This is a genomic window from Nocardioides agariphilus, from assembly GCF_015352445.1.
Taxonomy (GTDB): domain Bacteria; phylum Actinomycetota; class Actinomycetes; order Propionibacteriales; family Nocardioidaceae; genus Nocardioides; species Nocardioides agariphilus.
Window position 1 is genome coordinate 25,226 of the sequence record NZ_JADKPO010000005.1, and the last position, 26,718, is coordinate 51,943.

General features: G+C 70.0%; 20 protein-coding genes. 4 read left to right on the forward strand and 16 right to left on the reverse strand.

Annotated features, from left to right (window positions below; all coding sequences use genetic code 11):
• Positions 1-260: 260 nt before the first annotated feature.
• The 5 genes from ISU10_RS05030 to ISU10_RS05050 all read right to left on the reverse strand — a co-directional run bounded on the left by ISU10_RS05030 (position 261) and on the right by ISU10_RS05050 (position 7,004).
• On the reverse strand, positions 261-3,116 hold the full coding sequence (locus ISU10_RS05030) for an ATP-binding protein (RefSeq protein ID WP_194695283.1): 2,856 nt from the start codon (positions 3,114-3,116) through the stop codon (positions 261-263).
• A gap of 153 nt (positions 3,117-3,269) precedes the next feature.
• Positions 3,270-4,187 carry an SMP-30/gluconolactonase/LRE family protein gene (locus ISU10_RS05035; RefSeq protein ID WP_194695284.1) on the reverse strand — a complete coding sequence of 306 codons (918 nt, stop codon included), beginning with the start codon at positions 4,185-4,187 and terminating at the stop codon, positions 3,270-3,272.
• Between the two features lie 566 nt (positions 4,188-4,753).
• On the reverse strand, positions 4,754-5,179 hold the full coding sequence (locus ISU10_RS05040; RefSeq protein WP_194695285.1) for an SRPBCC family protein: 426 nt from the start codon (positions 5,177-5,179) through the stop codon (positions 4,754-4,756).
• An 87-nt stretch (positions 5,180-5,266) separates the two neighbouring features.
• A complete protein-coding gene (locus tag ISU10_RS05045; protein WP_194695286.1) occupies positions 5,267-5,851 on the reverse strand; it encodes a GNAT family N-acetyltransferase in 585 nt (194 codons plus the stop codon).
• A gap of 292 nt (positions 5,852-6,143) precedes the next feature.
• Positions 6,144-7,004: a GNAT family N-acetyltransferase gene (locus ISU10_RS05050; RefSeq protein WP_228499622.1), complete on the reverse strand. Its 861-nt coding sequence runs from the start codon at positions 7,002-7,004 to the stop codon at positions 6,144-6,146.
• A gap of 263 nt (positions 7,005-7,267) precedes the next feature.
• On the opposite strand from ISU10_RS05050, the gene ISU10_RS05055 reads away from it, so the two are divergent.
• The 3 genes from ISU10_RS05055 to ISU10_RS22865 all read left to right on the forward strand — a co-directional run bounded on the left by ISU10_RS05055 (position 7,268) and on the right by ISU10_RS22865 (position 10,076).
• A complete protein-coding gene (locus tag ISU10_RS05055) occupies positions 7,268-8,446 on the forward strand; it encodes a lactonase family protein (RefSeq protein ID WP_194695288.1) in 1,179 nt (392 codons plus the stop codon).
• Between the two features lie 149 nt (positions 8,447-8,595).
• Entirely contained in the window at positions 8,596-9,129 is a 534-nt protein-coding gene (locus ISU10_RS05060; protein WP_194695289.1) for an NADPH-dependent FMN reductase, read from the forward strand.
• On the forward strand, positions 9,126-10,076 hold the full coding sequence (locus ISU10_RS22865) for a GNAT family N-acetyltransferase (protein WP_228499625.1): 951 nt from the start codon (positions 9,126-9,128) through the stop codon (positions 10,074-10,076). The genes ISU10_RS05060 and ISU10_RS22865 overlap by 4 nt, the downstream gene beginning before the upstream one ends.
• 67 nt (positions 10,077-10,143) lie before the next feature.
• Here ISU10_RS22865 and ISU10_RS23770 read toward each other — a convergent pair whose 3' ends face one another.
• The gene (locus tag ISU10_RS23770; protein WP_194695290.1) at positions 10,144-10,431 is read right to left on the reverse strand and encodes an anti-sigma factor family protein; all 288 of its coding nucleotides are present in this window, start codon (positions 10,429-10,431) and stop codon (positions 10,144-10,146) included.
• Entirely contained in the window at positions 10,428-11,081 is a 654-nt protein-coding gene (locus tag ISU10_RS05080) for an RNA polymerase sigma factor (protein WP_370864766.1), read from the reverse strand. The genes ISU10_RS23770 and ISU10_RS05080 overlap by 4 nt, the downstream gene beginning before the upstream one ends.
• Positions 11,082-11,265: 184 nt before the next feature.
• On the opposite strand from ISU10_RS05080, the gene ISU10_RS05085 reads away from it, so the two are divergent.
• On the forward strand, positions 11,266-11,820 hold the full coding sequence (locus tag ISU10_RS05085) for a carboxymuconolactone decarboxylase family protein (protein ID WP_194695292.1): 555 nt from the start codon (positions 11,266-11,268) through the stop codon (positions 11,818-11,820).
• Positions 11,821-11,980: 160 nt separating this feature from the next.
• Here the strand turns inward: ISU10_RS05085 and ISU10_RS05090 are convergent, their stop codons facing one another.
• The 9 genes from ISU10_RS05090 to ISU10_RS05130 form a co-directional block, all read right to left on the reverse strand.
• Positions 11,981-13,036 (reverse strand): zinc-dependent alcohol dehydrogenase family protein, encoded by a 1,056-nt coding sequence (locus tag ISU10_RS05090; protein WP_194695293.1) that lies wholly within the window; start codon positions 13,034-13,036, stop codon positions 11,981-11,983.
• Positions 13,037-13,201: 165 nt separating this feature from the next.
• Positions 13,202-16,507 carry a thiol reductant ABC exporter subunit CydD gene (gene cydD / locus ISU10_RS05095; RefSeq protein ID WP_194695294.1) on the reverse strand — a complete coding sequence of 1,102 codons (3,306 nt, stop codon included), beginning with the start codon at positions 16,505-16,507 and terminating at the stop codon, positions 13,202-13,204.
• Positions 16,504-17,529, reverse strand: coding sequence for a cytochrome d ubiquinol oxidase subunit II (cydB, locus tag ISU10_RS05100; protein ID WP_194695295.1), 1,026 nt, complete (start codon positions 17,527-17,529; stop codon positions 16,504-16,506). The genes cydD and cydB overlap by 4 nt, the downstream gene beginning before the upstream one ends.
• 15 nt (positions 17,530-17,544) lie before the next feature.
• Positions 17,545-18,978, reverse strand: coding sequence for a cytochrome ubiquinol oxidase subunit I (locus ISU10_RS05105; RefSeq protein WP_194695296.1), 1,434 nt, complete (start codon positions 18,976-18,978; stop codon positions 17,545-17,547).
• Positions 18,979-19,111: 133 nt separating this feature from the next.
• Positions 19,112-20,482 carry a putative nucleotidyltransferase substrate binding domain-containing protein gene (locus tag ISU10_RS05110; protein WP_194695297.1) on the reverse strand — a complete coding sequence of 457 codons (1,371 nt, stop codon included), beginning with the start codon at positions 20,480-20,482 and terminating at the stop codon, positions 19,112-19,114.
• Positions 20,483-20,520: 38 nt separating this feature from the next.
• Entirely contained in the window at positions 20,521-22,956 is a 2,436-nt protein-coding gene (locus ISU10_RS05115; protein WP_194695298.1) for a phosphoketolase family protein, read from the reverse strand.
• Between the two features lie 86 nt (positions 22,957-23,042).
• Complete coding sequence (locus tag ISU10_RS05120) at positions 23,043-24,470, reverse strand: DUF4389 domain-containing protein (RefSeq protein WP_228499627.1); 1,428 nt, start codon at positions 24,468-24,470, stop codon at positions 23,043-23,045.
• Positions 24,471-24,573: 103 nt separating this feature from the next.
• Positions 24,574-25,011 carry a pyridoxamine 5'-phosphate oxidase family protein gene (locus tag ISU10_RS05125; RefSeq protein WP_194695299.1) on the reverse strand — a complete coding sequence of 146 codons (438 nt, stop codon included), beginning with the start codon at positions 25,009-25,011 and terminating at the stop codon, positions 24,574-24,576.
• Between the two features lie 88 nt (positions 25,012-25,099).
• Positions 25,100-26,635, reverse strand: a complete 1,536-nt coding sequence (locus ISU10_RS05130; protein WP_194695300.1) for a YfcC family protein — start codon at positions 26,633-26,635, stop codon at positions 25,100-25,102.
• Positions 26,636-26,718: the final 83 nt, after the last annotated feature.

Here is a 26,718-nt window from a genome sequence, read left to right on the forward strand (position 1 = left end):
CGGGGCCGCCCACATCCGTGTGGAGCACGGAATCGGGCACGGTGCCGCCACGGATGCCGGGAATCAGTGGAGGGCACCGATGTGCGAGCCCGGCGTGCGGCGTGACGCTGGCTCAGGTCCGGCGACGTGCTGGCTCATCGACGAGCACTGGTGCAGAACGCTGACGGCCACGGCCTGGCCCCAGGCCGACTCTCTTGCCGACCGCTAGGCGAGGGGTCGCGACAACGGCAGAGACCCCCGCGGTGTCGAGACTCCGGCCTTCACACTGGTGGCCAGGTCATCTCCGCGGCTCCCATGGCGGTGAGGGTGGCGCGGCCATCCTCCGCGTCCTCACCACCGAGCATCACCAGGGTCCGCGCGTGCTGGTAGCTGGCGCCCAGGGAGTGCAGGGTGGCGGCTGCGGCGGTCAGTACTTCGTGGCCGCCGCCTGGGCCGTCGGCGCGCTCCTTCAGCAGTCCCGAGGCCCGCTGGACGACCGCCTGGGCGATGGGGTTGCCGAGCGTGGCCAGTTCTGCGCGCCGCACCCACTCGCCGGCCTCGGGGTGGTCGGCGAGGGCGGCTGCCTCCGCCCACGCCGAGGCGTACCAGGCGCGCCAGAGTCCTCCGGCGTCACCGCTGAGGCCTTCTGGCGGCTCGGCGAGCAGGTCGAGCGTCTCGTCGATGCGGCCGCGGTGCAATAGCACCAGCGCGTCGAAGAACCTGCCGAAGGGTGCGCCAGGATCCCTGCCCAGGCGCCCGGGCACCGGGCCCAGCCGTACGGGTGTCTCAAGGGCGGATACCACCGACATCCAGTCGGTCCGTCCGGCGTCATCGCCCCGAAGCCCGCAGATCGCGGCCGCGGCGTACGGCGCGGTGCGCACATTGCCCTGCAGCGGTCGCCCGGCCCGCTCCCAGCCGGTCCGGAACTGTGTCGCCTGCTGCATTGCCTCATCCCAGGTGCCGGCGACCAGTCCCACCACGATCAACCGGGACGTGGCTAGGTGGTACTCCTCGCGGTAGAAGGGAAGGGTCAGTAGTCCTTCACCGACCCGCCGCGCCCGGGGCAGGTCGCCCGCTGCGAGTGCGCACTGGGAAGCCATCTGGTAGGTGTCGAAGAACTCCAGCGCTGAGTCGGCGTTGATCGGGACCGTGCGCAGCAGCTCAGTCCTTCGCACCGCACTCTGCAGCGCCTCGCCGAGTTCGCCCGCAGCCAGCTGCGCCGCGGTCAAGAGGTCGAGTGCTGCACTCTCGGCGAGCAGGTCACCGGCGCGACGGGCCAGTTCGAGCGCACGCTGGGCGTGGCTGCGCACCTGTGGGTCCTCGACGTCACGGGCGAAGGCGTCTGCCGTAAGGATCCGGCTCTCGGCTGTGAGGTTCCCATCAGCCAGTGGCCGGGCCCGGCCGAGCAGCCGCTCGACCTCGCTGGGCGGCGGGGGTACCGCCATGATGCCCGGCCCGCGCCCGACGAGCTCGGCTGCCCGGGCCAAGTCGATGCAGGCGCCAGTCCGGTCACCCGCACGGAGCGCCGCGTCGGCAGCGAGCTCGCGCAGGCGGATCGCCTCGTTGCCGAACTGACGCGCGTCAGCGGCTCCAGCAGCCTCGCGGTAGGCCGCCGCGGACGCTGCGTCGTCGGGAGCGAGCGTGGCGGCCAGTTCGTAGCGTCGTTGCGACTCCCCGGGCCGGCCCCGGGTCAGACTCAGTCGTGCCATCAGCAACGACAGACGGTATGACGCGTCCCTCTCGTCCGCCCGGCGGCAGGCCCACGGGAGCGTGTGGCGCGCCTCGACCGACACCTCGTCGTAGGCGAGTCGCCACCACACGCCCTCGTCACCGTCCATGACCGGCTCGCCGAGCCGTTCGGCCGCCGCAACGCACCACTGCAGATGCCGCGACCGAGCGAGGTCGACCTCGTCCGCCGCCTCGAGCTGTGCGGCTCCGTATTGCCGGATGGTCTCGAGCACGCCGTAACGAGTGCCAAGAGGTGTCGTCGTCGGGACCAGGAGACTCTCGTCGGCCAGCCGCGCCAGCAGCGCGGGTACGCCGTCGGACTCGACCGGTGCCCAGTCCATGAGCATCTCTGCTGCTGCCTGCGCCGAGAAGGGACCCGCCACCACCGAGATCCGGCGCAGCAGGGCACGTTCCGGTTCGCTGAGCAGCGCGTGGCTCCAGTCCAGGGCGGAGCGCAGCGACCGGTGCCGGTCGTTGACCCGTCGACCACCCTCCAGGAGCGCCAATCGGTCGGCCAGCCCGGCCTCCAATCCATCCAGACCGACCGCCGGGAGTCGCGCGGCCGCCAACTCGATGGCGAGCGCCATCCCGTCAAGGCCCTGGCAGAGTGCTGCCACCCGGTCGAGGTCAGCGGGTGCCACGACCGCCCCCGCTCCCGCAGCACGGCTGACGAAGAGCTCGACGGCGTCCGGCAGCCGCCCTTCGGCCGCCTCGAGCGAGAGCCCGGGCACGGCGTAGGTCTGCTCGAAGGGCAGCAGCAGTCGTGACCGGCTGGTCGCCAACACCCGCACGCTGGGACAGGTCGTGAGCACCTGCTCGAGCAGCACACCCACTGCGTCCAACAGGTGCTCGCAGTTGTCGAGCACCAGCAGCATGGTGCGGTTGCTCAGCCACCCGGCGATGACCTGCTCGGCAGTCCGGTCCTGGCTCTCGCCGAGCCGCAGAGCCGACGCGACTGCCGCCGGCACCGCTGCCGACTCGGTCACGGTGACGAGGTCGACGAAGGCGACGCCGTCCTCGAAGCGCTCGCGAAGCTCATGAGCGACGCGGAGTGCCAACCGGGTCTTGCCGATGCCACCTGGGCCGACCACGGTGACCAGCCGGTGCCCGGCGACGGCCTGCGCCAGCGCGAGCGCCTCGCTGTCGCGGCCCACGAACGAGGTGAGCGGGCTCGGCAGTGCGGATACTGCCTCGCTGGCTGCCGACGCCGATGCTGGCGGGGTCGACGACGTCAGGACGGCCGGTGCGAGGGCGATCAGCTCCCGCCGGTGCTCGACCTGCAGCTTGCGCAGGAGCGAGGACACGTGGCTCTCCACCGTGCGTACGGAGATGAACAGCCGCCCGGCGATCTCCGCATTGTTGAGGTGCTCCGCGACCGCCGCCAGTACCTCGGCCTCCCGTGCGGACACCGCTGCCCCATCGGAGACACCAGCCCTCACCACAGTGCGATTGTGCAGCACCCTGCCGACCTCCGGCGACGGCGTCTCCTGGCAACCGGCCAAGCCATACTGACGTGGTCGGTTGACGTCTCTCGCAAGCGACGCGCGGTCTGGGAGCCGCGATCAGTTGCTGCCAGGTCGACTGCCGATGGTGGCGAGCATGATGGAGTAGAGCGCGTTGGTCGCGCAGATATAGAGAATGTTGCGCTTCGGACCGCCGAAGACGACATTGGCGGCGGCGTCGGGCGTACGGATGGTGCCGAGGTGCGTGCCGTCGGTCGGGTCGTAGCAGCGGACACCGTCGCTGCACCCGATCCAGATGCGGCCCTCGGCATCAGTACGCATGGAGTCGAGGCTTGGCGCGCTGCCGCTGACGAAGATGTCGCCGCCCGTGAGCTTGCGCGGACTGCCGGCGTCATCGTTGACGACCTCGAAGCGGCGAATGGTGTTGGCTCTGCTGTCGGCGACGTACAGGATGCTTCCGTCGGGTGAGAAGGTCAGCCCCGTGGGACGCCGGAAGCCGTCGGCCACGATCTGGCACAGACCGGTGCCCGGATCGCTCCGAAACAGGTAGCACTCGTCGAGCTCCGAAGCGGCTCGGGTCCCTTCGTAGTCGCTGTCGATTCCGTAGCTGGCGTCGGTGAACCAGAGGGCCCCGTCGCCGGCGACGACGACATCGTTGGGGCTGTTCAGGCGGCGACCCTGGTAGTGGTCGGCGAGGACGGTGAGGGTGCCGTCGTGCTCGGTGCGGGTGACCCGACGGTTGCCGTGCTCGCAGGTGATGAGCCGGCCAAGGGCGTCGACGGTGTTGCCGTTGGGGTAGCCGGCCGGCTGACGCAGGACGCCGACGGTACCGGTGGTCTCGTCGAGACGCAGGAGGCGGTCGTTGGGGATGTCGCTCCAGACGACGGCGCGGTGCGCCGGGAAGTAGGCGGGTCCCTCGGCCCAGCGGCAACCGGTGTAATGGGTGGTCACGATGGCGTCACCGCGGACGGCGTTGAACCGATCGTCGAGGACCTGGTAGACGTCGAGTTCGGACATCACCGGACAACCTGAACGTGTGCGCTGTGACCCCGGGACTTGGCCGGGGCCGTGACGGGTCGTGGAGCGTTGGTCATCGTGTTCCCATCCAGAGTGAGGAGTCGAGGCACTGGACTCGGCGAAGGATCTCGCCGACAGGTCGCAACGATCCGGCACGGCGAGGTCTGTGACATCCGTGCCGCACACCGATCCGAGGGTCCGTGCTCTCCACGGATGCCGGTGCACGCCGATGCCCGGCAACATCCTTCGGGAATCGGTGGGGCTCGCGTCGCGGAGCGCAAGGCAGTGAACCGGAACACGGCACTGGGTTTGTTCGCCGAGCACTGACATGAGGGGGTCAGCTACGTCGGCTTCCGCCGGGCGGGATCCCCGGGACGCCCACCGCGTGCCCTACGCGGGGTTCACGGGCCCTGCTCGTGGCCGAGTGGTCGAGCAGGCATCCGGTCCACCTTCGTGCGGGAGTAGCGCTGCATCGCGGCATCAACGCGTCGACGGTCACCGGTGAGCAGCAGGTCGTGAAAGCGCCCGGGCCAGCAGCTGGTCGCGGCCGGTCTGGGAGCCGGTTGTCACGCGACCTTGACGGCCGCAGCTGCGAGACGCGCGGCCTCGATGTCAAGGTACGCCCGCACCTTGCGGCCGTAGAACAAGCGGACAAGACCGGAGAGGGGCCCCGACGCCTCGAAGCTGAGCATCACCCGGCTCCCTCCTGAGGGCTCCGCAGCGACCGCGTGCCGTCCGACGAACCGGACGCCAGGCTTGACGTTCTCCCATGAGAAGACGCTGCCCTCATCGAACTCCGTGACGGTCCAGTCGCCTCCGGCCAGACCCTTCTGCTTGACGTGCGCGGTGTGGCCGGGCCTGAGCGGACCAGGTTGGTTCCGACGTACGGACTCGTAGGTCTCCATCCACTCCGGCCATCGTTCTACGTCGATCACGGCGGCCCAGAGCCGCTGCACCGGGGCAGAGGTGGTCGCTGTCTGTGCGTAGCGCATGTTTCCTCCTTGAGTGTGCATGGTGCCTCCACCGGCACGACCGGTGGAGGCGGGTCAGCATGGGCGGTCGTCCCATGGCTGGGGACATCACTGATGCTGGCGCATGGTCGAGAGCGCACGATGTGCGCCAGGTCGCGGCACGTCCTCGAGTGCGAGGGTGTATTCCATGGTCCAGCCATCCGAGTGGACGAGGGGGACGGGTGCTGGCGTGCGGGTCAGCATGTGACGGACGACGTCGTTGTCGGGGGAGATGACGACTCTCAGACGCCGTACGCCGACCTCGGCGGCTCGCCCGCAGAGCGTGCGCATCAGCAGCGTGCCGACGCCCTTGCGCTGCCAGGCGTCCACCACGGCTAGCGCCACCTCGGCCGTTTCGGGCTCGTGCTGGTCACGGACGAAGCGGCCGATGCCGATGGGCAGATGCTCGGGTGGTACCGAGGCAACGACAGCAACGTGGTCGCGATGGTCCACCGCCGTGAGCATGCGGAGGTCCCGGTCACTGAGCCGCGGCCTCGCCGACAAGAAGCGCAGCTCGCGTGATCGCGGGCTCATGCTGGCGAAGACGGCGAGCACGACGGCGGACTCACCCGGCTCCAGCAAGCGCAGCCGCACGCCGGGCGTGGAGGCGCCGGCAACGGTCCTCGTGGACTGAGCGGTTGCGCCGCTGCTCATCACGCTGACTCTTCTGACCGTGGGCCACGCGGCAGACGGCCCACGCCCGGCCCGGTGCCCGCGTTGATGACGACTCGCCGACGACGCGCTCGCGTTCTGAACTGCTGCTCCCACGTGGCGATGGACTTGATGGCGACATGGGCGTTGAACATGCGGGTCCTCCTCGATGCGCGGCTGGTCGCCGCTGGTAGAACGGTGGGACCCGACACGTGCCAGGCACATCGGTGCCAAGCACTGAAGGCGGGAATCCGTGGTGGCCACGGATGGGGACGCAGTTCGTACCGTGCGACCTTCAGTTCGGTGCGAGGCCCGAGGCTGGCTTGACCAGGATCGCCCTGGTGTAGAGCAAGTGGAACCCGCGGCGCTGCGCGTTCTGGTGCGACTTCGATCCGGGTTGGGTGACGATCACGGCAAGGTCGCATCCCTCGGCTGCGGCATCGGCCAGGCGCACGGCCATGAGGGCGTTCTGGATTCCGTGACGCCGATGTGCGGGCGCTGTCGCGGCACCGGCGAACTGCGCGATCCCGTCGACCAGGCGCAGTTCTGCTCCGCCGGCGAGGACGCCGCCGCGGTCGGCCCGGTAGCGCCGCACCTCCGGTCCCGCAGAGTCCCTCATGGCTTGCAGGTAGATCGCGCGGGGGAACTCCTCGTGCCAGGGGACGCCCTCGGTGTCAGGGTGGGCTGCGGCGTCCGCCATGACGCCCAGCCAGGTCTCGTGGTCATCGTCCTGGCTACGACGGATGTCGACGTCGTGGAGCGGCAAGGGCGCCTCGGACCCGTCCAGGGGGCGGCCGAGGACGTTCTCGAACGACTCGAGCCGGTAGCCGCGGGCGGTGAGCTGCGCAGCGATCGCGGGATCGGCGAGGTGGGCCAACTCGACCTGAGTCGGTTCGTCGTAGGTGGCGAAGGCGCGCTCCACCCTGTCGAGCTCCTCGCCGTTCGGGACGCCGTCGAAGCCGAGGCCGGTCACCTTGTTGTACGGCGACCCGTGGTCGGCGAAGCTCGCGACCCCACCGGCGACCGGGATCAGGAAGCCCGGAGCGTTGCGCAGCCGCGCCGCTGAGTTGGCCGAAGCGATGAGGTCGACCTCGGCCTGCTCGATCCTTCGAGCGAGGTTCGTGTCGCAGAACAGGGGTTGCGTGTCGCTGCTCACGTTCGCTGTCTCTTCCTTGCTCATCGCGGGGGGTCCCGGCCGGCTCGGATCCGTGGTCGTCCGGCCTTCTCGTGAGAGTCGCCGGGAGGAGGCGAGACGTTACGCAGTCGCAGACAGAACCGCCTGAGTTCGCGCGGCCTCGGTAACGGGCCCCGACATGCGAGGACCCACTAGGGAGTTCGCGTCACCCAGTCGCGATCGTCGCCTCTTCGAGGCGACAAGGAAACGTGCCGGTAGGCGCCGGCAGGAAGGATCCACCCATCATGAACAGACTCCTCTCGAGGGCGCTGGTGATGCTCCCCGTCGGAGCCGTTGGGATCACAGTCGCGGCCGTGGCTCCGCCGTCGTTCGCTGCTACTGCGACGTCGACACCCGTGCAGACCGAAGGTGCCGTCTTCGTCCAGACCGACGACCTCCAGCACAATGCGATCGTGGCGTTCGCGCGCGACGCAGACGGGCACCTGACCCGCACCGGCGAGGTCGCCACCGGAGGCAGGGGAGGGGTCGAGCAGGACGTTCCGCTGGACTCGCTCGCCTCGCAGGACTCGTTGACCTATGACGCCCCTCATCGTCTGTTGTTCGCGGTGAACGCCGGCAGCGACACCGTCACCAGCTTCCGAGTCGCCGGCACCCACCTGAGCCGCCTCCAGACCGTGGCGTCCGGTGGTGTCTTCCCGGTGAGCGTGTCAGCCGGGCATGACCGGCTCTACGTCCTGAATGCCGGCGGCTCGGGCAACGTCACCGGCTACCGGATCACCCCGGTAGGACTGCTGACGCCCATCCCCGGCGCCTCGCGCGATCTCGGACTTGCGAACGACGCGCGCCCCGAGTTCATTACCGCTCCCGCCGATATCGCGCAGACGGGCGACGGTGAGCACGTCGTGGTGACGACCAAGGCCAACAACACCATCGACGTCTTCAACGTCAACAACGGTCGGCTCTCCGCCCCGGTGGAGAACCCGGCGGCGTCGGCCGTGCCGTTCGCCGTGTCGTTCGACTCCCACGCCCGGCTCGCCGTCGCCAACGCCGGCAGCTCGAGCGTCAGTACCTATCGGATCCGGTCCGACGGGACGCTCGAGACGATCACCGCCGGCATCCAGGACGGCCAGGCCGCGCTGTGCTGGCTGGTCGGCACCGGTGACACGTTCTTCGGTGGCAACGCCGGAAGCTCCACGATCAGCGCCTTCGCCGTCGATGAGGCCGGCACGGCGTCGTTGACGGGTACCCCTGACGGCGTCGTGGCGCACACCGGTGGCGGAACCGGAGGCACGATCGATCTCGCGATCACCCGCGACCGGAGGTTCCTGTACGCCGAGAACGCGTTCGCGGGCACGGTCGAGGGATACCGGATCGAGCCCGACCACACCCTCACGCTCGTCGACACCGCGGCTGGACTGCCGCAGTTCGACGGACACGGCATGGAGGGTCTGGTCGCGCTCTAGCCCGAGCCTTCGACACCCGGGTGGTGGCCGCTGCGACGCGACACGCGGCCACCGCCCTCCTCACTACCCTCAACCCACGCGTGAGATGCCTTCGACCCGGCGGCGGCCGGCCGTGGGACGGTGCCGCCCATCAGTCAGGAGTGGACAGCATGGAGCAGGTCAGAGTCCTACTGATCTCCGGCAGCACCCGGCCGGGGTCCTCGAACACCCGAGCGCTGCAGGCGCTGCACGGGCGAGCGTGGCCGGGGGTCACCACCGACCTGTACGACGGTCTGCTGGACCTGCCGGCCTTCGTGCCGGGCACGGAGCCGGAGCCGAGGGCGGTGCGCGATCTGCTCGACCGGATCGCGGCCGCTGACGCCGTCTTGTTCTCGACGCCCGAGTACGCAGGCGGGCTTCCCGGGAGCCTGAAGAACCTCCTCGACTGGACAGTCGGCGGTGGCCAGCTCTACGAGAAGCCCGTGGCCTGGCTGGACGTGGCCAATCCGGGCCGCGGCGGCGGGGCGCGTGCCCAGCTCCGGACCGTCCTCGGGTACGTCGGCGCACGCGTTCTCGAATCTGCCTGTGTCCACCTGACGCCGGCCTCCGACCCGGGCGACGCAGCCGCTGTCGCCGCCCAAGACGCACAGCTCGTCACCGCGATGGCGCAGACAGCGGCAGCCATCAGGAAGGAACCGACATGAAGACCACCGCCCGATGGCCGGCCCACCTGGCCCCCGGCGCGCTGCGCTGGGCTCGCGCCAGCAACCGCTACCACGAGACCGTCGCCTTCTACCGCGATCTGGTCGGGCTTCCCGTGGTCGGCGAGTTCACCTCCAGCTACGGCGAGGACGGCACGATCTTCGGACTGCCGGACACCACCGTGCAGATGGAGATCGTCCGCGCGCACCCCGGCAACGTCCCCATCATGAGCACGGACCAGCTCGTTCTCTACCTGGAGGACCAGGACGCCCTGGCCAGCGCGTCGAGGCAGCTCCTGGATGCCGGACTTATCCCGGACCCAGGGCAACACGCCTACTGGAAGGCGAACGGAGCCATCACGTTCCTGGATCCCGACGGCCGGGGCCTCGTCCTCGCCCCCTGGGTCTACGGCCGCGTCCCCGACCCTGTCGATCGCTCTGCGGACCGCGTGAACGCGGACTCCACCGGGCGCCCGGTGCCCGTGGTCCGGATCGACTCGTACGGCGGTGACCGGGCTGGTTTGCGACCACTCTTCGAGGAAGCCGAGGATTCGCCCGCCCAGCTCGACGCCTATCTCGACGAGGGCATGGTTCTGGTCGCCCGGCTCGGTGACGACATCGTCGGACACCTGCAGCTCGTCGACGCCCAGAAGGAGGGAGAGGTCGAGCTGAAGAACATGGCCGTGGCGGAAGCGATGCGAGGAACCGGGATCGGACGCCGGCTGGTCGAGCACGCGGTGGCCGCGTCACGCGCAGGAGGGCACGCTCGCCTGACCGTGGCAACGGCCGCCGCTGACGTGGGCAACCTGCGCTTCTACCAGCGATGTGGCTTCCGCTTCAGCAGCATCGAACCAGACGCGTTCGGCGCCGACACGGGCTACGCGGACGACCTGGTGATCGACGGGATCCCCTTGCGCGACCGGGTCTGGTTCGGGCTGGACCTGCGATAGCCGTACCTTCCGGACTGCTGACCCCTCGTCAGCCTGCCTCTCGCCTGCCTGTTGGGCCGGCATCGGTTCAGCTGCGGTCGCGCTCGCTGCGCCAGCGGCGGTAGAGGTCCAACAGGTCCTCACGGGCCAACGGATCGAGGTGCTCGGCTCGTACCTCTCCGGTGAGGAGGATCGTCGCCTCGATCTGCTTGAGGTGTTCCGAACAGTGAGGGCACTCGTCGAGGTGTTGCTCGAGGAGGTCGTGCTCGCGCACCTCGAGGGCGCCGTCGAGGTAGGCCGTCACCAGAGCGACGGCCTCGCGGCAGGTCATGTCGTGTCGAGCAGCACGGCGGGCCCACGGCCAACGGACGTTCACGGGATGACCTCCTGCTCGAGCGCGGCGCGGATCCGGGTGCGGGCCCGGTGCAGCAGTACGCGCTGGTTGCCTTCGCTGATGTCGAGGATGGCGCATACCTCGGCGCTGGTGAGTCCCTCCACGTCACGCAGCGTTACCACCGCCCGCTGCCCTGGGGGGAGCTCCGCGATGGCCTCGTGCACGCGCCCGGCCAGCGCAGGTGCGGTGATCCGGTCGATGACCTCGTCGGCCCAGTGCGTCGGCGGCGTGACCCACCACCCATCCTGGCTGAACCTGCCGTCCCGGTGCTCTAGTTCCCCATCCTCGACCGGTAGGTGCGCCCGCTCCTTCAGGCCGGTGCTGATGGCCCGGTTCGTGACGATTCGGAACAGCCAGCTGCGCAGTGACGACCGGCCCTCGAACGTCTCGATGCCGCGCAGCAATCCGAGCCAGGCGTCCTGGGCCACCTCCTCGGCGACTGCTCGGCTGCGGACCCGGGTCAGCGCGAGTCGAACCATCGCCGGATGGAGGCGCTCAACGAGCTCGGAGAACGCGGTCTCGTCGCCGGCACGAAGACGCTCGACCAGCTCGCTCTCCGCAAAGGGGGTCGAGCCGGGCGCACGCGTGTCGTCCGGCGGGTCCTCGGACCCGGGGCGCGTGCCGGACGCCACTGTTCTCCTCGTCACCTCTGGCCCCACCCCAACTCGTCCGCGAGCACCGATCTCCCAAGGGGAGCGGCCGCCTCGGAACGCGACGCTGCTCCTCCCCATCTGATTGGTCTCTCGAGAGCCCTTGGCGTAACACTCGTTCTGGATGGCGGACTCCTTGGGGCGACCACAACCCAAGGAGGAACCCATGAGCTCATTGCCCGCGATCGACCCGAACACCGCACCTCCGAGTGCCGCAGCCGCACTGGCGAGGGCGAAGAAGGCGTTCGGCGGCAGCGTCCCGAACCTGACCCGGGCGATGGCCAACAGCCCGGTCACACTCGACGGCTACCTCGAGTTCTCCCAGGCACTCAGTGGCGGCCTCCTCGGCCCCGACGTCAGCGAGCGGATCGCACTCCTGGTTGCCGAGGAGAACGGTTGCGGGTACTGCCTCTCAGCGCACTCCTACGTCGCCGAGCACGCGCTGCACCTGTCCTCTGAGGAGATCGGTGCGGCTCGCGTGGGCGAGAGTGCGGACCCGCGCATCCGTGCGGTGCTCCAGCTGGCGTCGGCCATCAACAGCGGCCGGGGCGATGTTCCCGACGACGTCGTGGAGGCCGCTCGCGAGGTCGGCGTCTCCGACAGTGAGATCGCCGAGGTGATCGGCCACGTCGCTGCCAACGCCTTCTCCAACTACTTCGCGAAGATGGCTCGCATCGACATCGACTTCCCGCCCGTCACACCGCGGCGGGACATCGCATGAGCGCATCCGACGCTGTCGGATGCAGACGGAGCAACCGCTCGCGCGACCACAACGGTCCACTTCAGGAGGTCGCCTCGAGTCACGGCTGCGCCGAGCAGATGTCCACGACACCTGCTCGGCGCTCGTCCGGAGCATGTCGACAACTCCGCACGTCTCTGGATCAGCGCTTGATGACGACCTTCAGGGCCTTCGTCTCGGCTGCGCGACCGAAGGTGTCGTAGGCGTCGAGCATCTGCTCGAAGGTGAAGTGGTGGGTCGCGAACGAGGCCGCCGCGAGCTTGTCCTGGGCCACGAGCTTGAGGAGCATCGGCGTGGTGTTGGTGCTGACCAGTCCGGTGGTGATGGACAGATCCATGATCCAGAGGTCCTGGAGAGCCAGCTCGACGGGAGCGCCGTGCACGCCCACGTTGGCGATCGATCCACCGGGGCGGACGATCTTGGTGCAGGCATCGAAGGTCGCCGGCAGGCCGACCGCCTCGATGGCCACGTCGACACCGAAGCCGTCGGTCATCGCCTTGACCTGGTCGACCCAGTCCTCGTCGGCACTGTTGACCACGTCGGTGGCGCCGAAGGTCCTGGCCTTCTCGAGCCGGTTGGCATCGAGGTCCAGGGCGACGACGCGAGCGGCTCCGTAGAGGCTCGCGGTCATGATGGCTGCCAGCCCGACCGGACCGGCTCCGACGACGGCGACCACGTCGCCGGGCTTCACCCGTCCGTACCTCACGCCGATCTCGAAGCCGGTCGGGAGGATGTCCGAGAGCATCACCGCGGCATCGTCGCTGACGCCGGCAGGAAGCTTGTAGAGCGAGTTGTCGCCGAACGGCACCCGGACGTACTCCGCCTGCGTCCCGTCGATGAGGTGTCCGAGGATCCAGCCGATTCCGGAGGCTCCCTCGTCGGCCAGGCAGTGGGCGTAGAGCCCCTGGTGGCAGTAGGAGCAGCTGCCGCACGAGTTGATGCAGGAGATCAGGACCCGGTCGCCGACCTCGATCGTCGTGACGGCCGAGCCGATCTCGGTGACGGTGCCGACGCCCTCGTGCCCGAGGATGCGTCCGTCAGTGACAGCCGGCACGTCGCCCTTGAGGATGTGCAGGTCCGTCCCGCAGATCGTGGTGGTGTCGACGTGCACGATCACGTCGGTCGGCTGCAGGATCTTGGGGTCAGGAACCTCCTCCCACGCCTTCTTGCCGGGACCGTGGTAGACGAGCGCCTTCATGATGACTCCTTCTGTCGACGGCCGCGGTGCGCTGGTCGCCAGCCTTCTGGCCACCCCCAGTCTTCGCCGCTCCTGCCTCGCCCATCAGGGCCGAAGGTCCCCTGTGTGCCGTACGCACGTCCCCGTACCGATCGCCGAAGAGGCGGCTTGTCGAGGGAGCGCGGATCACGGACCCTGGTGCCGGCCTGGCCAGTCGGAGCCCTGCGTCACGATGCGGTCCACATGGTCGAGGCCCGCGGAGCCATGGGTGATCCACAGGACCGCGCGGTCTCGCGGGCCGCTCAGCACCTCGGCTGCCAGGGCCTGCGCCGTCGGGTGGTCGAGATGGGCGGTGGGCTCGTCGAGCACCAGTACCGGTTGGTCGGCCAGCAGGGACCTGGCCACGCCCAGCCGGGCGCGCTCACCGCCGGACACCCCGGCGTGCCCTTCCCCGATCCAGGCGTCGAGACCATCGGGCAGGGAGTCCAGCCAAGTGCCGAGGTGCGCCCGCCGCAGTGCGTCCGCGACGTCGTCGTCGCTGGCACCCGGCCGGGCGAACCTGATGTTCTCGGCGACCGTCGTGGCGAACACGTGCGGATCGTCGTCCACCAGGCCGACGCGGCGGCGAAGATCGTCCAGGGACATCGAGCGGGCGGGCGCGCCGCCGACAGCGAGGGAGCCCTCCGCTGGGTCCAGGAAGCGGAGCAGCAGTGCTGCCACGGTGCTCTTACCCGAGCCGGACGGGCCGATCAACGCCACCCGCTCACCGCGGGACAACGACAACGAGGCCGGGGTGGTCAGAGGTGCGTGCGGCGCCCAACGGGCTCGTGCGGAGTCGAGCACCAGGTCGGAGGAAGCCGGGCTCGTCGTCGCCACGGTGTCGCGCACCGCTGGCGCCGCGGTGGCCAGGCGGTGGAGCCGGGCGGCGGCCGCGGCGGTGCGGACCGAGAGGGCGCCCGCGTCGGGAACGCCCACGGCGACATCGACCAGAGCGAGTGGGACGAGTACGACGAGCGCGAGCATGGGGGCAGACACCTCGCCGGTTCGCGACGCGGCGGCAGCGACTGCGGCCGTGACTGCCATCGCGGCACCGGTCGCGACGAGGACGAGGCCGCGCCCCGCACCGAGCCACGTGGCCGCGCGGCGCCCGCAGCTCCCGATGCGGCCGGCGATGTCCCCGACCCTGTCGGTCGCACGGTCGGTCGCCTGCCACATCCTCAGCTCGCTCGCCACCTGGACGCTGTCGAGGACGGCGGCACTGAGCTCGGCCCTGGCCGTCACCAGCTCGCGCTCGGGCCGTCGGGCGCCGAACCGGGCCAGGAGCCAGCCACCGCCTCCCGCGACCAGCGAACCGAGGGCGATCGGCACCGCCGCCGCGGGCAGGACGAGGGCCGAGACAGCAACGGCGAGTCCCGCGACGATCGCGTAGGTGCGCACCGGCATCCGGACCCGCAGCTCTCGGTCCACGACGCTGTCGACGTCATCGACGACCGAGGCCAAGACGTCGCCCCGACGCCGGCCCAGACGTCCGGGCACGAGGGGGACGACTGCCTCGTAGACCTGGACCCGCCGCTCGGCAAGCAGCCTCAGGGCCGAGTCGTGGGACCGCAGCCGCTCGACGTACCTCAGCACCGGTCGGGCCAGTCCGAAGGTGCGGACTCCGACGATCGCTACCAGCAAGGTCAGTACTCCGGGTCGGGTGGAGGCCTGGACGATCAGCCAGCCGGCCGTGGCCGTCAAGGCGACACCGGAAGCGGAGGCCGCCGCGCCCACCAGCGTGGCTGCCCACAGCGGCCAGGGATCCTTGGCGCGTATCGACGGCGCGGCCGCCGGTTGCGGGGCTGCCTGGTGAGCCGGAGCGGATGGGGACGGCTTCGTCGCGGGGGATGACGGCGGTTCGAGCTGCAGCGTCCGGTCCGCCAGCGCGACGATCGCGTCCCGGTGGGCCACCACGACGACGGCCGACTCGCGGCCGAGCTCCATGATGGTGTCCGCGATGACCTGCTCGGTGAGATCGTCGAGGTGCGCGGTGGGCTCGTCGAGCAGCACCCAGGGTCGCTGCGCGACCACCACGCGGGCCAGGGCCAGGCGGGCCCGCTCTCCGGCCGAGAGAGTGGCACCGTCCTCGCCGAGCACGGTGTCGAGACCCTCGGGCAGAGCCCGGACGCGCTCCTCGAGGGCGACCCGCCGCAGCGCCGCCCAGAGGCGCTGGTCCTCGGCGAGCGGCGCGGCCAGCCGGAGGTTGTCGGCGATCGAGCCGGCGACGAAGACGGGGCGCTGCGGCAGCCAGGCGACCTGCTCCTGCCACGGTGAGCCACCCACCGGGTGCCCAGCCGCAAGGACCTGGCCGGCGCTCGGCTCGACCAGTCCCGCCAGCGCCGCCAGCAGGGTCGACTTCCCGCACCCGGATCCTCCGGTGACTACGGTGACACCTCGCGCCGGCAGCACCGTGTCCAGCCGGGCGAGCGCCGGTGTGACGCGGCCGGGGTAGGTGACCTCGAGACCGGAGACGATCAGGTCCGTGCCCGGCGCGGCCGCACCGCGCCCGGCCTGGCCCGGCTGACCAGCCTCGAGGAGGGCATGCGCAGCCTCGAACGTCGCCACCCCCTCGGCGGCGGCATGGAACTCCGCGCCGACGCGGCGCAGCGGCCAGTAGGCCTCCGGCGCGAGCAGCAGGACCACGAGTGCGCTGGGCAGCTCCATCGACCCAGAGGCGAGGCGGACGCCGACCGTCACTGCGACCAGCGCCACCGACAGGGTCGCGACGAGCTCCAGCACGGCGGAGGAGGCGAAGGCGATGCGCAACGTACGCATCGACGCGGCCCGGTAGCGCTCGGTGACCTCGCGGATGCGGTCGGACTGGGCGCGGGCCCGGCGATGGGCGACCAGCGTCGGCAGCCCCTTCATCACGTCGACGAAGTGCCCGGACAGTGCGCCCATCTCCGCCCACTGCTCCCGGGCCCGGTCGCGGGTGGCCAGACCGACGAGCACTCCGAAGACCGGTACGAGCGGCAGGGTGGACAGGACGATGACCGCGCTCAGCAGGTCTTGTGTGGCGATCGCCACGATCGTCAGGGCAGGCAGCACGGCGGCCAGCACGAGTGCCGGCAGGTAGCGCGTGAGGTAGGGCTCGATCGCCGTCACGCCTCGGGTGACCAGGACCGTGAGCTCGCCGCTGCGTCCGCCCGTCGCGGGGTCGGCGGCAGCCGCCACCAGTCGCCGACGCAGGTCGGTGCCGACGCTCGCGGCTGCTCTCGCTGAGAAGATGTCACCGGCCCACGTCACCGCCCCACGGAGCGCGAGCACCACGACGATCGACCAGGCCGCCGTACGCACGTCCCGGCCCTCGACCGCGCGGACGACCAGGTCAGTCACGACCCAGGCCTGGAGGAGGACGAGGAGGCAGGTGGCGAGTCCGCTGCCCAGGACACCGGCCAACGGGCGGGCCCCGGGTCGGAGCAGACGTCGCAGCCGCGGGTCCGAGGGTCTCACGACATCGTGGAGGTGGTGGAGCTCGCGGGCTGCGGGATGTGGTGCACCGAGATCCGCTTGCGGAAGACCCAGTAGGTCCAGCCCTGGTAGGCGAGCACGACGGGCGTGAAGATCACCGCGACCACCGTCATGATCTTCAGGGTGTACGCCGTCGCGGAGGCGTTGGTGGTCGTCAGGCTCAAGCCGTCGTCCAGGCTGGTCGGCATCACGTCGGGGAACAGGGCCAGGAACAGGCCAGCCACTCCGATGGCGATGGCCACGAAGGTGCCCAGGAACGCCCAGCCCTCACGCCCGGCTCTCACGGCCACCAGTCCGGCGACCAGTGCGCCGGCCGCGACCACGAACGCGACAGCCGAGCCGACGGTGCCGGTGTCGAGCTGGGTCCAGAGCAGGAAGGCGACGGCGACGACGGCGGCCGCGACACCGACCTTCTGGGCCAGGTCGCGTGCCGCGTGACGGATCCGCCCGTCGGTCTTGAGGCTGATGAAGATCGCGCCGTGGGTGAGGAACAGCAGCAGCGTCATCGCGCCGCCCAGCAACGCGTAGGGGTTGAGCAGGTTGAAGAACCCGCCGACGTACTCCTTGTCGGCGTTGATCGGGACGCCGCGCAGGATGTTGGCGAAGGCGACCCCCCACAGCAGCGCAGGCAGGAAGGAGCCGATCACGATCGCGAGGTCCCAGCGCGCCCGCCAGGTGGCGTCCTCGCGCTTGGCGCGGTACTCGAAGGCCAGTCCTCGGACGATGAGCGCGATCAGGATCAGCAGCAGCGGGAGGTAGAAGCCGCTGAACAGCGTGGCGTACCACTCGGGGAAGGCCGCGAACGTCGCGCCGCCGGCAACCAGCAGCCAGACCTCGTTTCCGTCCCAGACCGGGCCGATGGTGTTGATGAGCACGCGTCGCTCGGTGTCGTCCTTGGCCAGGACGGGCAGCAGCATGCCCACCCCGAAGTCGAAGCCCTCCAGGGCGAAGTAGCCCATCCAGAGCACGGCGATGAGCGAGAACCAGACGGTGGTGAGCTCCATGGGAATGTCGGCCTCTCAGTAGGCGAAGGCGAGCGGACGGTCGGCGTCGCCGCTGTCGTCGTCGGTCGGGACGGGTGCTGGGTCGGCTCCTCGGGCGATGTAGGTGAACATCAGCTTGACCTCGATGACCGCGAGCACCGCGTAGAGAAGGGTCAGCAGGGTCAGCGAGGTGGTGACCTCGAAGGTGCTGACGCCGGGCGAGACGCCGGAGGCGGTCGTCATCAGTCCGAACACCGCCCACGGCTGGCGGCCGGCCTCGGTGAAGATCCAGCCGAAGGAGTTGGCCAGCAGGGGCAAGAAGGGCAGGCAGAGCGCGGCCCACATGATGGTCCGTCCGCGCGGACGCCTGCCCCGGCGGGTCGCCAGCAGCAGCCATCCGGCGATCAGTGCCCCCAGCACGCCGAGGCCGATCATCAACCGGAACGTCCAGTACGACAGCGGGATGTTCGGGACGTAGCCGCTGGGGGAGTAGTACGTCGCGCCGGGGTCCTGCCCGTAGGTCTGCTGGTACTCCTCGCGCAGCTGGTTGACTCCCTTGACCTCGCTGTCGAAGTCCCCGGTGGCCAGGAACGAGAGGAGACCGGGCACCTTGACGGAGAACTTCTCCTCCCTCCCGTCGAGGCTGCCGACGGTCAGCAGCGAGAAACCGGCGTTCGTCTCGGTCTCGTAGAGCGCCTCGGCGGCCGCCATCTTCATCGGCTGGACCTCGGTCATGATCTTGCCCTGGATGTCGCCCGTGACCGCTACGCCGACCGCGGCGATCAGCGCGACGGCAGCTCCGGTGCGCAACGCCTTGCGGTAGAGGTCGGTGTCCTCCCGCTTGCCGCGGACCAGCTGCCAGAAGGCGATGGCGACGACGAACGCAGCGCCCGTGAGGTACGCCGAGAGCACCACGTGCGGGAAGGTCACCAGCTGCACCTTGTTGAACATCACCGCGGCGAAGTCCTCCATCTCCGCGCGGCCGGTGTCGGGGTTGAACCGGTAGCCGACCGGGTTCTGCATCCAGGAGTTGGCGGCCAGGATGAAGTAGGCCGAGAACAGCGTGCCGACGTGGACCAGCCAGATGCACGCGGTGTGCACCTTCTCGGGCAGGCGGTCCCAGCCGAAGATCCACAGGCCCAGGAACGTCGACTCCAGGAAGAAGGCCAGCAGGCCCTCGACCGCCAAGGGCGCGCCGAAGATGTCACCGACGAAGCGGGAGTAGTCGCTCCAGTTCATGCCGAACTGGAACTCCTGCACGATCCCGGTCACCACGCCGATGGCGAAGTTGATCAGGAACAGCTTGCCGAAGAACTTGGTCAGCCGCAGCCACTGCTCGTTGCGCGTGCGGATCCAGGCCGTCTGGTAGCCCGCCACGATCGCCGAGAGCCCGATCGTGATGGGCACGAAGAGGAAGTGGTAGACGGTGAGGATGGCGAACTGCCATCGGGCGATGTCGGTCGGGTCCACGGGGACTCCTGTCACGGGCGCGGTCGAGGCTGGCTGGTCCAACGTAGGAAGCGGCCAGTGGGCCCGCCCACGGCGGAACGTCCCCTGGCGCCGGGACGTTGGTCCCGCCGACGGGTCGGGCACGCGCCGCGGCCTACGGCCCCCTCGAGGCCCAGGCCTTGCGGATGGATGTCTGGATGCGCGAGACCGCGTGGAGGCTGTCGCGCAGGAAGCGCCGCTGGAGGGGCTCGAGTGACGCGGGCGCGATGTGGCTGTCCGCGGAACCGCCCGACCTGATGGCGGCGAGCTCCCGGTCGAAGCGCAGCTGGAAGATCAGCTCGAAGGCGGCGACGAGATCGTCCCCTTCGTCGCTGGTGAGGAGCCCGGCCTGGGTGCCGCGGATGATCCGGTCGACGGTCGAGCCGGTCGGCACGCCCGCCGCGAGAGCCAGCCACCGGCCGAGCAGCACGATGGGCCACAGGCCACCGTGCTTGATGTCGAGGCGGCCCCTGTGGGCGCTGGCGTGGTCGACCGCGAAGTCGCGCAGGATGCCTCGGGCAGGCTTCACCGCCACGGTGAAGCCGAGCAGGGCGCTGAGGAAGGCCCGGCTCCTGGCCGCGTCGAGCATCGACCGCATCAGGTCGCTGCCGAGGTCGACGGACGTCAGCGCGCGGTTGTCGGCCACGATCGAGGCAAGCAGCAGCGCGCTCTGCGACTCCGGGTGGTGGGTCCAGCGGCGGGTGACCTCCCGCCACTCCCCGACGGAATGGCTGAACAAGGGCTCCGTCGCGTTCGCGCCGTCCGGGCACCTGGACAGCCCGCATCGCTCGAGGCCCGACAACACCAGATCGGCATCCTCGCGTAGGTCCGACTCACGTCCGGCCAGGGAGTCGGGCCAGGTCAGAGCCGTGTCCACGTCGGAGCGGGGAAGCGCCTCGCGACGGGCTGCCGAACCCAGCACGAGCCAGGACACCTCGTCTGCCGGGGCGGCGGTCGGGGTCAGCTCCACCACACGCTGGACGACCAGGTCCCGCACGGCGGACAGGACGCCGCTGACCTGGAGCGCCGGCGTGCCGAGCTCGGCCATCTCGAGCACGGTCTCGCCCAGCGCTGAGGTCGCCGGGCCGAGCTCCTCGATCGACCGCGCTCGTCGTACCGACGCCCGGACGAGCAGCGGGTCGCGTACGTCGGCCGACGCGAGATCCACGAGCCTGAGCACTCCGGCCGGGTCGCCGGTGTCGGTCGTGACGACGAGGTGGTGGATGCCGTGCTCGATCATCTGGAGCAGGGCTGCGGGGGCGTCGGCGTGCTCGTTGACCGTGACCACGGGTGCCGAGCAGATCGCACCCAGGGCCGTCTCCCGCGACACCGAGTCGTCGGCCAAGGACGCGCGGAAGTCGTGGTCGGTGGCGATCCCGAATCCGCCGGGCAGGCGCACGAGCACGCACGAGTCGTCGCCCCCGTCCAGCAGACGCGCCGCCGTGCCGATGCTGGCCCCCGCATCGGCCCACAGCAGGGGCCGCATCCTCCTCCGCACCGGAGACGCGGCAGCCCAGGCAGGCATCACACCTCGGCTGCGCGCCAGGTCCAGCCCGCGATGTCGGGCAGGTCCTCGAGGTGTTCGCGGATGTAGCGCTCGTGCTCCGCGAGCCGGTGGGCGCACAGCCGACGCAGCTCGTCCCAGCCGTCGGGCCTGCGGCTGGCCCGCCGCAGCACCTCCTGCGCCAGGTGGTACCTCGACATCCGGTTCAGCACGACCATGTCGAACGGCGTCGTGGTGGTGCCCTGCTCGCTGAAGCCCCTGACGTGGAAGCGGCCGGGGTTGCTGCGGCCGTGGATGAGCTGGTGGACGGCACGCGGGTAGCCGTGGAAGGCGAACACCACGTGCTTGTCGGGGGTGAAGAGGTCGTCGAACTGGCTGTCCGCGTAGCCGTGCGGGTGGTCGTTCTCCGGCAGCAGTGCCATCAGGTCGACCACGTTGACGAACCGGACCTTCAGGTCGGGCACGTGGTCGCGCAGCAGCTCTGCGGCTGCCAGCGCCTCCTGGGTCGGCACGTCTCCCGCGCAGGCCAGCACGATGTCGGGCTGCTCGTCCTCCGGGCAGTTGCCCGCCCACTCCCAGACCCCGGCGCCGGTGGCGCAGTGGCGGTGAGCCTCCTCGAGCGTGAGGTACTGCAGGTGCTGCTGCTTGTCGACCACGATCAGGTTGACGTGGTCGGTGCTGCGCAGGCAGTGGTCCATGATCGAGAGCGTCGAGTTGGCGTCCGGTGGCAGCCACACGCGGACCACACCGGGCGACAGAGGCAGCATCGCGTCGATCAGGCCGGGTCCCTGGTGGGAGAAGCCGTTGTGGTCGTTGCGCCAGCAGGTCGAGGTGAGCAGCACGTTGAGTGACGACACGGACTCGCGCCAGGGCAGCTCCTGAGCGTGCTGCAGCCACTTCACGTGCTGGACGGCCATCGAGGCGGACACCATCGCGAACGCCTCGTAGGTCGCGAAGACGCCGTGCCGGCCGGTCAGCGTGTAGCCCTCCAGCCAGCCCTGGCACAGGTGCTCGCTGAGCACCTCCATCACGCGACCGTCGTGGCCCAGGTGGTCGTCGGTGTCGAGCACCTGCCCGACGAAGCACCGGTCCGTCACGTCGAAGACGGCCTGGAGCCGGTTGCTGGCGGTCTCGTCGGGCGAGAACAGCCGGAACGTGCCGCCGCCGTCGGGCTTGGTGGTCGCGGCGTAGAGGTCGCGCATCAGCTCACCGGACGAGAAGGTGTTGCTGACGCGCAGGCGCCCCGGCGCCTCGATCGCCACCTCGTAGGTCGCCAGGTCGATGGCCGGCAGGTCCTCGCGAACCCGGCCACCGTTGGCGTGTGGAGTGGCCGACATCCGCTTGTCGCCCTCGGGAGCCAGCGCCCGGAGCTCCGGCACCAGTCGACCGTGCTCGTCGAAGAGGGTCTCGGGTGCGTAGGAACGCAGCCACTCCTCGAGCATGCGCAGGTGCTCGGGGTTCTCAGCGAGTCCGGCCAGCGGTACCTGGTGTGCTCGGAAGGTGCCTTGGACCTGGACTCCGTCGACGACGTCCGGACCCGTCCAGCCCTTCGGGGTGCGCAGCACGATGGCGGGCCATGGTGCCTGGGCTGTCGGCGAACCGCCGGAGCGGGCCTCGTGCCGCATCGACTCGATCCGGGCCTGCGCACCGCGGAGGGCGCCGTACAAGGCGGGGAAGACCTCGCGCGGGTCGTCGCCAGCGACGATGGTCGGGTCCCAGCCCTGGCCCCGCAGGTAGGACACGATGTTGTCGTCGGAGCTTCGTCCCAGCAGCGTCGGTCCGGCGATCTTGTAGCCGTTGACGTGCAGGATCGGCAGCACGGCACCGTCACGGCGGGCGTTGAGGAAGGCGGGCAGTCGCCAGGAGCCCGAGAGCGGTCCGGTCTCGGCCTCGCCGTCGCCGACCACGCAGGCGACCGTGAGCTCCGGGTTGTCGAAGGCAGCACCCGCAGCGTGGACGAGCGCGTAGCCGAGCTCACCACCCTCGTGGATGCTGCCCGGTGTCTGGACGCTCACGTGGCTGGGAACCCCGCCGGGCGAGGAGAACTGCCGGAACAGGGTGCGCACACCGGCCGCGTCGTCGCCGACGTGGGGATAGATCTCCGAGTAGGTGCCTTCGAGCCATCCGGCCGCGACCAGCGCCGGCCCGCCGTGCCCCGGCCCGGTGACGTAGAGCCAGTCGGTGTGGGTCTCGCGGATCACCCGGTTGATCAGCGCGTAGATCATCGACAGCCCGGGGCTGGTGCCCCAGTGACCGAGCAGCCGCGGCTTGATGTGCTCGAGCCGCAGCGGCTCGCGCAGGAGCGCGTTCTCGCGCAGGTAGATCTGGCCGACGGTCAGGTAGTTGGCGGCAGCCCACCAGCGCAGGTCGAGGTCGAGGGCGTGGTCCTCGTAGGACCAGACGTCGAGTGGCGCGGGCGCGGGCGGTGTCGTCTCGGAGATGGGCACGACGTTCATGACACCACCTGCGCCCGGGCCGAGCCAGTGACCTTGGTCCCTGCTGGGACGGGCCGACCGGCACGGACGGGTTCCCGCCGCTCACCTCATCGGTCAACATCCATCCGGGACACGCCGCGGAGCGGGACCACGATGAGGACGACGGCGCCGGCGAGGCTGAGGGCGGCCAGTGCGAGCAGGACGGCCACGATCCAGTGGAGTGCAGGTACCTCGGCGCCGGCCGTCACGGTGACGTCGACCGCCCTGCTGGCATCGGCGTTCATGACCAGCGCGGACCACTCGCCCGATGCCGGCGTCCAGGTGACCTCCTGGGTGCCCGGGCCGGAGGCGCTCGCGGCCCAGAAGTTCTGCGACTGCGGCGTCGCTGTGGGCGCCAGGCCAGGGGTCGTCCTGTAGACGGGCTCGCCGTCCCTCAGGTCGACCAACGTGACGTGCCGCACGCCGGCGAGGTACGACTCGACGGCGGCCTTGGGTCCGATGCCGATGAAGACGGCGGTGGGGTCGTTCGCCACAGCCGTGATCTTGAGGTCACCCAAGAAGGCGGCGGGGGTCACCTCAGCGGGCGCGTCGACCTGCATCTGCTCAGCCGAGGTGATGGCGTACGTCGTGGTGCGCAGGCTCTGCTCCGGACTCATCAGGAAGCCGTCGTGGTCACGGGCCGCCTGGTCTGCCACCAGGAGCGCCGCGCCTGGCACCGCGAGCCCCAAGGTGACGAAGACGAGAACGCAGCCGGCGAGCAGCGACACGATGCGGCGCGTCGTCCAACGAGAAACGGTCGACTGGGGCGGAGGTCCTGCCGGCGGTGGGGGAGGCGCCGGGGAGGTCGGTCCTGGCTCCAGGGTGAGGGTTCCCCTGCCGTCCTCGTGGCCGCCCTGGTCGAGGCGGAAGGGCGGGTAGGTGTCGGTCATCAGAGCTGCGTAGCCCGCGACGCGGAGCACCCAGCGGTTGAGACCCAGCAGGAAGTCGAACAGGGGCTGCGGGTAGCGGCCGGTGAAGAGCAGGACGACGCCGGCCACGAACGCGAGCAGCGGGATCAGGCCGGTCGCCGCCAGGTGGGAGCGGTCGTCGGCGTTCCCGATGTAGTAGCCCGTGCCACCCACGAGCAGCCCCACGATCAGGTAGTGCGGGATGGCCAGCAGCCACCACTTGACGAGCACCAGCCCACGCGAGAGGCGTTGGGGATAGTCCACCTCCAGGTGGGCGGGGTAGTCCGGGTCGTCGCGCAAGGTGAACGGCGGGTAGCGGTCGGTGCCGAGCGCGCCGTAGGCGTAGTACGAGACGCGCCACTGCCAGCGGAGAACGCCCACGTTGAAGTCGAAGATCGCGCGGGGGTAGCGCCCGGTGAACAGGATCGCGAAGAACGCCACCACGCTCAGCACCACGAAGGCCACCCACAAGAAGGCCAGCACCACGTAGTGCGGGATCGCCAGCAACCACTTGAGCAACCACAGCCAGCGACTGACCTCGGAGTCGAGGCGGGCATCCACGTGGACCGGGTACGTCACGGCGCTCATCGAGAACATCTCCTTAGGACTTGTTCTCATCCTCGCGAGTCCGACGGCACCCACCCAGGGGCCCAGGTCGAGCAGGACCAGGACCTAGGTCACCGGTTCCTGATCAGGCCCTCGGCACGGGAAGCTCGGACATCGGGTCCCAGCCGGAGCCGAGCCGCCTGCCGCTCAGCTCTGTCAAGGGCAGCTTGAGGAGCAGCGAACGGCTACCGCTGGCCCAGGGGCGGGGAGCCCACGTGGCACGGATCCGGGCGATCTCGGTCGCATCGTCGAGGACGGCGAGGGTGCCGCGCACCATCACGCTCCACCCGTGCTCGTAGCCGTGGTCGACATGGTCGGCCTCGAAGGCGACCCTGGTTCCAGGGCCGTGACGAGCCAGCAGCCCGTCCGGGGTGGTGGCGATGATGACGGCGTCATTGGTCACGGAGTAGTTGACGGGCACCACGTGGGGCCCGTCGGGTGCGACGACGGCGAGGCGTCCGAGGATGCCTGCGCGCAGGAGCGCCTGGCACTCCGAGTACCTCAGCTCGTGCAATGCGGCCATGTCGCAGCTCCGTGGAGATGGATCGCGGCCCGGACCCCCGTGGGGCCCGGGCCGCCGTTGTCGGTCGTCGGCGCGAGACACGGCCTTCTCAGAGGGCCGCGCCGATGCCGATGATCACGACGCACAGCACCAGCAAGATGCCCACCAGAGGGAGCACGAAGCGCAGGTACTGGTCGTAGCGGACCTTGGCCAGGGCGAGTCCACCCATCACCACCGCCGAGGTCGGGGTGATCAGGTTGATGATCCCGGAGGCCGACTGGTAGGCCGTGACCACCATGGCCCGGGACACGCCGGCGAAGTCGGCCAGCGGGGCCAGGATCGGCATCGCCAGGGCGGCGTGCCCGGACGTCGACGGGACCAGGAACGCCAGCGGCAGGTTGATCAGGAACATCACCGCGCCGAAGACGCCGGAGTCGGTGTTGCTGACCAGGTCCTCCATCGAGTGCAGGATCGTCCCGGTGATCTCGGAGTTGTTCATGATCACGGTGACGCCGCGCGCCAAGACGATGATCAGCCCGACCCCGATGAAGTCGCCGGCACCCTTGACGATGGTGTCGGTCAGGCCCTTCTCGCCCAGGCCGCCGATGAGGCCGACGACCAGAGACATCACGATGAACAGCGCCGCCAGCTCGGGGAAGTACCAGTCGAGCTGCCAGCCGTAGCTGGCCGCGTCGGGGCCGTTGATGACCTGTGCCCACGGCACGATCGCGAAGATCATGAACGCGAAGGTCAGCCCGACGATGCCCAGCACGCTCTTCTCGCGGCCGGTCAGGACAGGGACGTCGCGCAGGCCCTGGGCCCGCAGCTCGTCGTCACCGTCGACGTGGCCGACCATCGAGGTGGCCGGGTCCTTCTTGACCTTCCGCGCGTAACGCAGGACCCACCACACGCCGACGGGGACCAGCAGCACGTACATCAGGAACCGGAAGCCGATGCCGTCGCCGATCGAGATGTCCGCGGCGTCGGAGGCGACTCCGGTGGCGAACGGGTTCACCGTCGAGGCGAGCACGCCGATGCCGGCGCCGATGAGGATCGTGGCGGCCGCGACGAGGCGGTCGTAGCCCAGCGCCAGCATCAAGGGGATCAGCAGGGCGTAGAAGCCCAGCGTCTCCTCGGCCATCCCCTCGGTCGTGCCACCGATGGAGAACAGCACCATCAGCACCGCGATCAGGACGGCGCCCCGGGTCTTGGTGCGCTGCGCGATGCGCGCCACTCCGTTGTCGATCGCCCCGGTCCGCATGGCCATCGTGATGAAGACTCCGATGGCCAGGACGAACAGGAAGACGCCAGCGGCGCCGTACAGCTCACCGCTCTCGTAGGGACCGATGTAGCCGTCGGGGTTGATGACACCGTAGAGACCGTTGATCGGAGCCAGGAACAGCTCCATCAGCCGGTCGCCGAACGAGAGTCCGGCCTGCGTGGCCTCGTAGCTGCCGGGGATGGGGCGACCCGAGTCGGCATCGGTCGCGTAGGTGCCGGTGGGGACGATGAAGGCCAGCAGCCAGACCGCGATCGTGACGCCGAACAGCACCGTGAAGGCGCTGGGGAAGTGGAAGGACCTCGGCTCCTTCGCCGGAGCGGTGGTCTTGTGGGCCGCCCTCGGCGGCGCTTGCTTGGTGGCCATGGTTCGTCCTTTCGCGAAGCGCATCTGCGCCGACTCCACGCAACCACTGCTGAGGTTTTCCTGAGAGGTGTCCACGGACCCGT

Excerpts from the sequence above, each read along its gene's own strand:
- ISU10_RS05130 (WP_194695300.1), bottom strand. The coding sequence starts at position 26,635 with ATGGCCACCAAGCAAGCGCCGCCGAGGGCGGCCCACAAGACCACCGCT.
- ISU10_RS05120 (WP_228499627.1), bottom strand. The coding sequence starts at position 24,470 with ATGAGCGCCGTGACGTACCCGGTCCACGTGGATGCCCGCCTCGACTCC.
- ISU10_RS05085 (WP_194695292.1), top strand. The coding sequence starts at position 11,266 with ATGAGCTCATTGCCCGCGATCGACCCGAACACCGCACCTCCGAGTGCC.
- cydB (WP_194695295.1), bottom strand. The coding sequence starts at position 17,529 with ATGGAGCTCACCACCGTCTGGTTCTCGCTCATCGCCGTGCTCTGGATG.
- ISU10_RS05035 (WP_194695284.1), bottom strand. The coding sequence starts at position 4,187 with ATGTCCGAACTCGACGTCTACCAGGTCCTCGACGATCGGTTCAACGCC.
- ISU10_RS05060 (WP_194695289.1), top strand. The coding sequence starts at position 8,596 with ATGGAGCAGGTCAGAGTCCTACTGATCTCCGGCAGCACCCGGCCGGGG.
- ISU10_RS05055 (WP_194695288.1), top strand. The coding sequence starts at position 7,268 with ATGAACAGACTCCTCTCGAGGGCGCTGGTGATGCTCCCCGTCGGAGCC.
- ISU10_RS05115 (WP_194695298.1), bottom strand. The coding sequence starts at position 22,956 with ATGAACGTCGTGCCCATCTCCGAGACGACACCGCCCGCGCCCGCGCCA.
- ISU10_RS05110 (WP_194695297.1), bottom strand. The coding sequence starts at position 20,482 with ATGCGGCCCCTGCTGTGGGCCGATGCGGGGGCCAGCATCGGCACGGCG.
- ISU10_RS05090 (WP_194695293.1), bottom strand. The coding sequence starts at position 13,036 with ATGAAGGCGCTCGTCTACCACGGTCCCGGCAAGAAGGCGTGGGAGGAG.
- ISU10_RS05045 (WP_194695286.1), bottom strand. The coding sequence starts at position 5,851 with ATGAGCAGCGGCGCAACCGCTCAGTCCACGAGGACCGTTGCCGGCGCC.
- ISU10_RS22865 (WP_228499625.1), top strand. The coding sequence starts at position 9,126 with ATGAAGACCACCGCCCGATGGCCGGCCCACCTGGCCCCCGGCGCGCTG.
- ISU10_RS05040 (WP_194695285.1), bottom strand. The coding sequence starts at position 5,179 with ATGCGCTACGCACAGACAGCGACCACCTCTGCCCCGGTGCAGCGGCTC.
- ISU10_RS05125 (WP_194695299.1), bottom strand. The coding sequence starts at position 25,011 with ATGGCCGCATTGCACGAGCTGAGGTACTCGGAGTGCCAGGCGCTCCTG.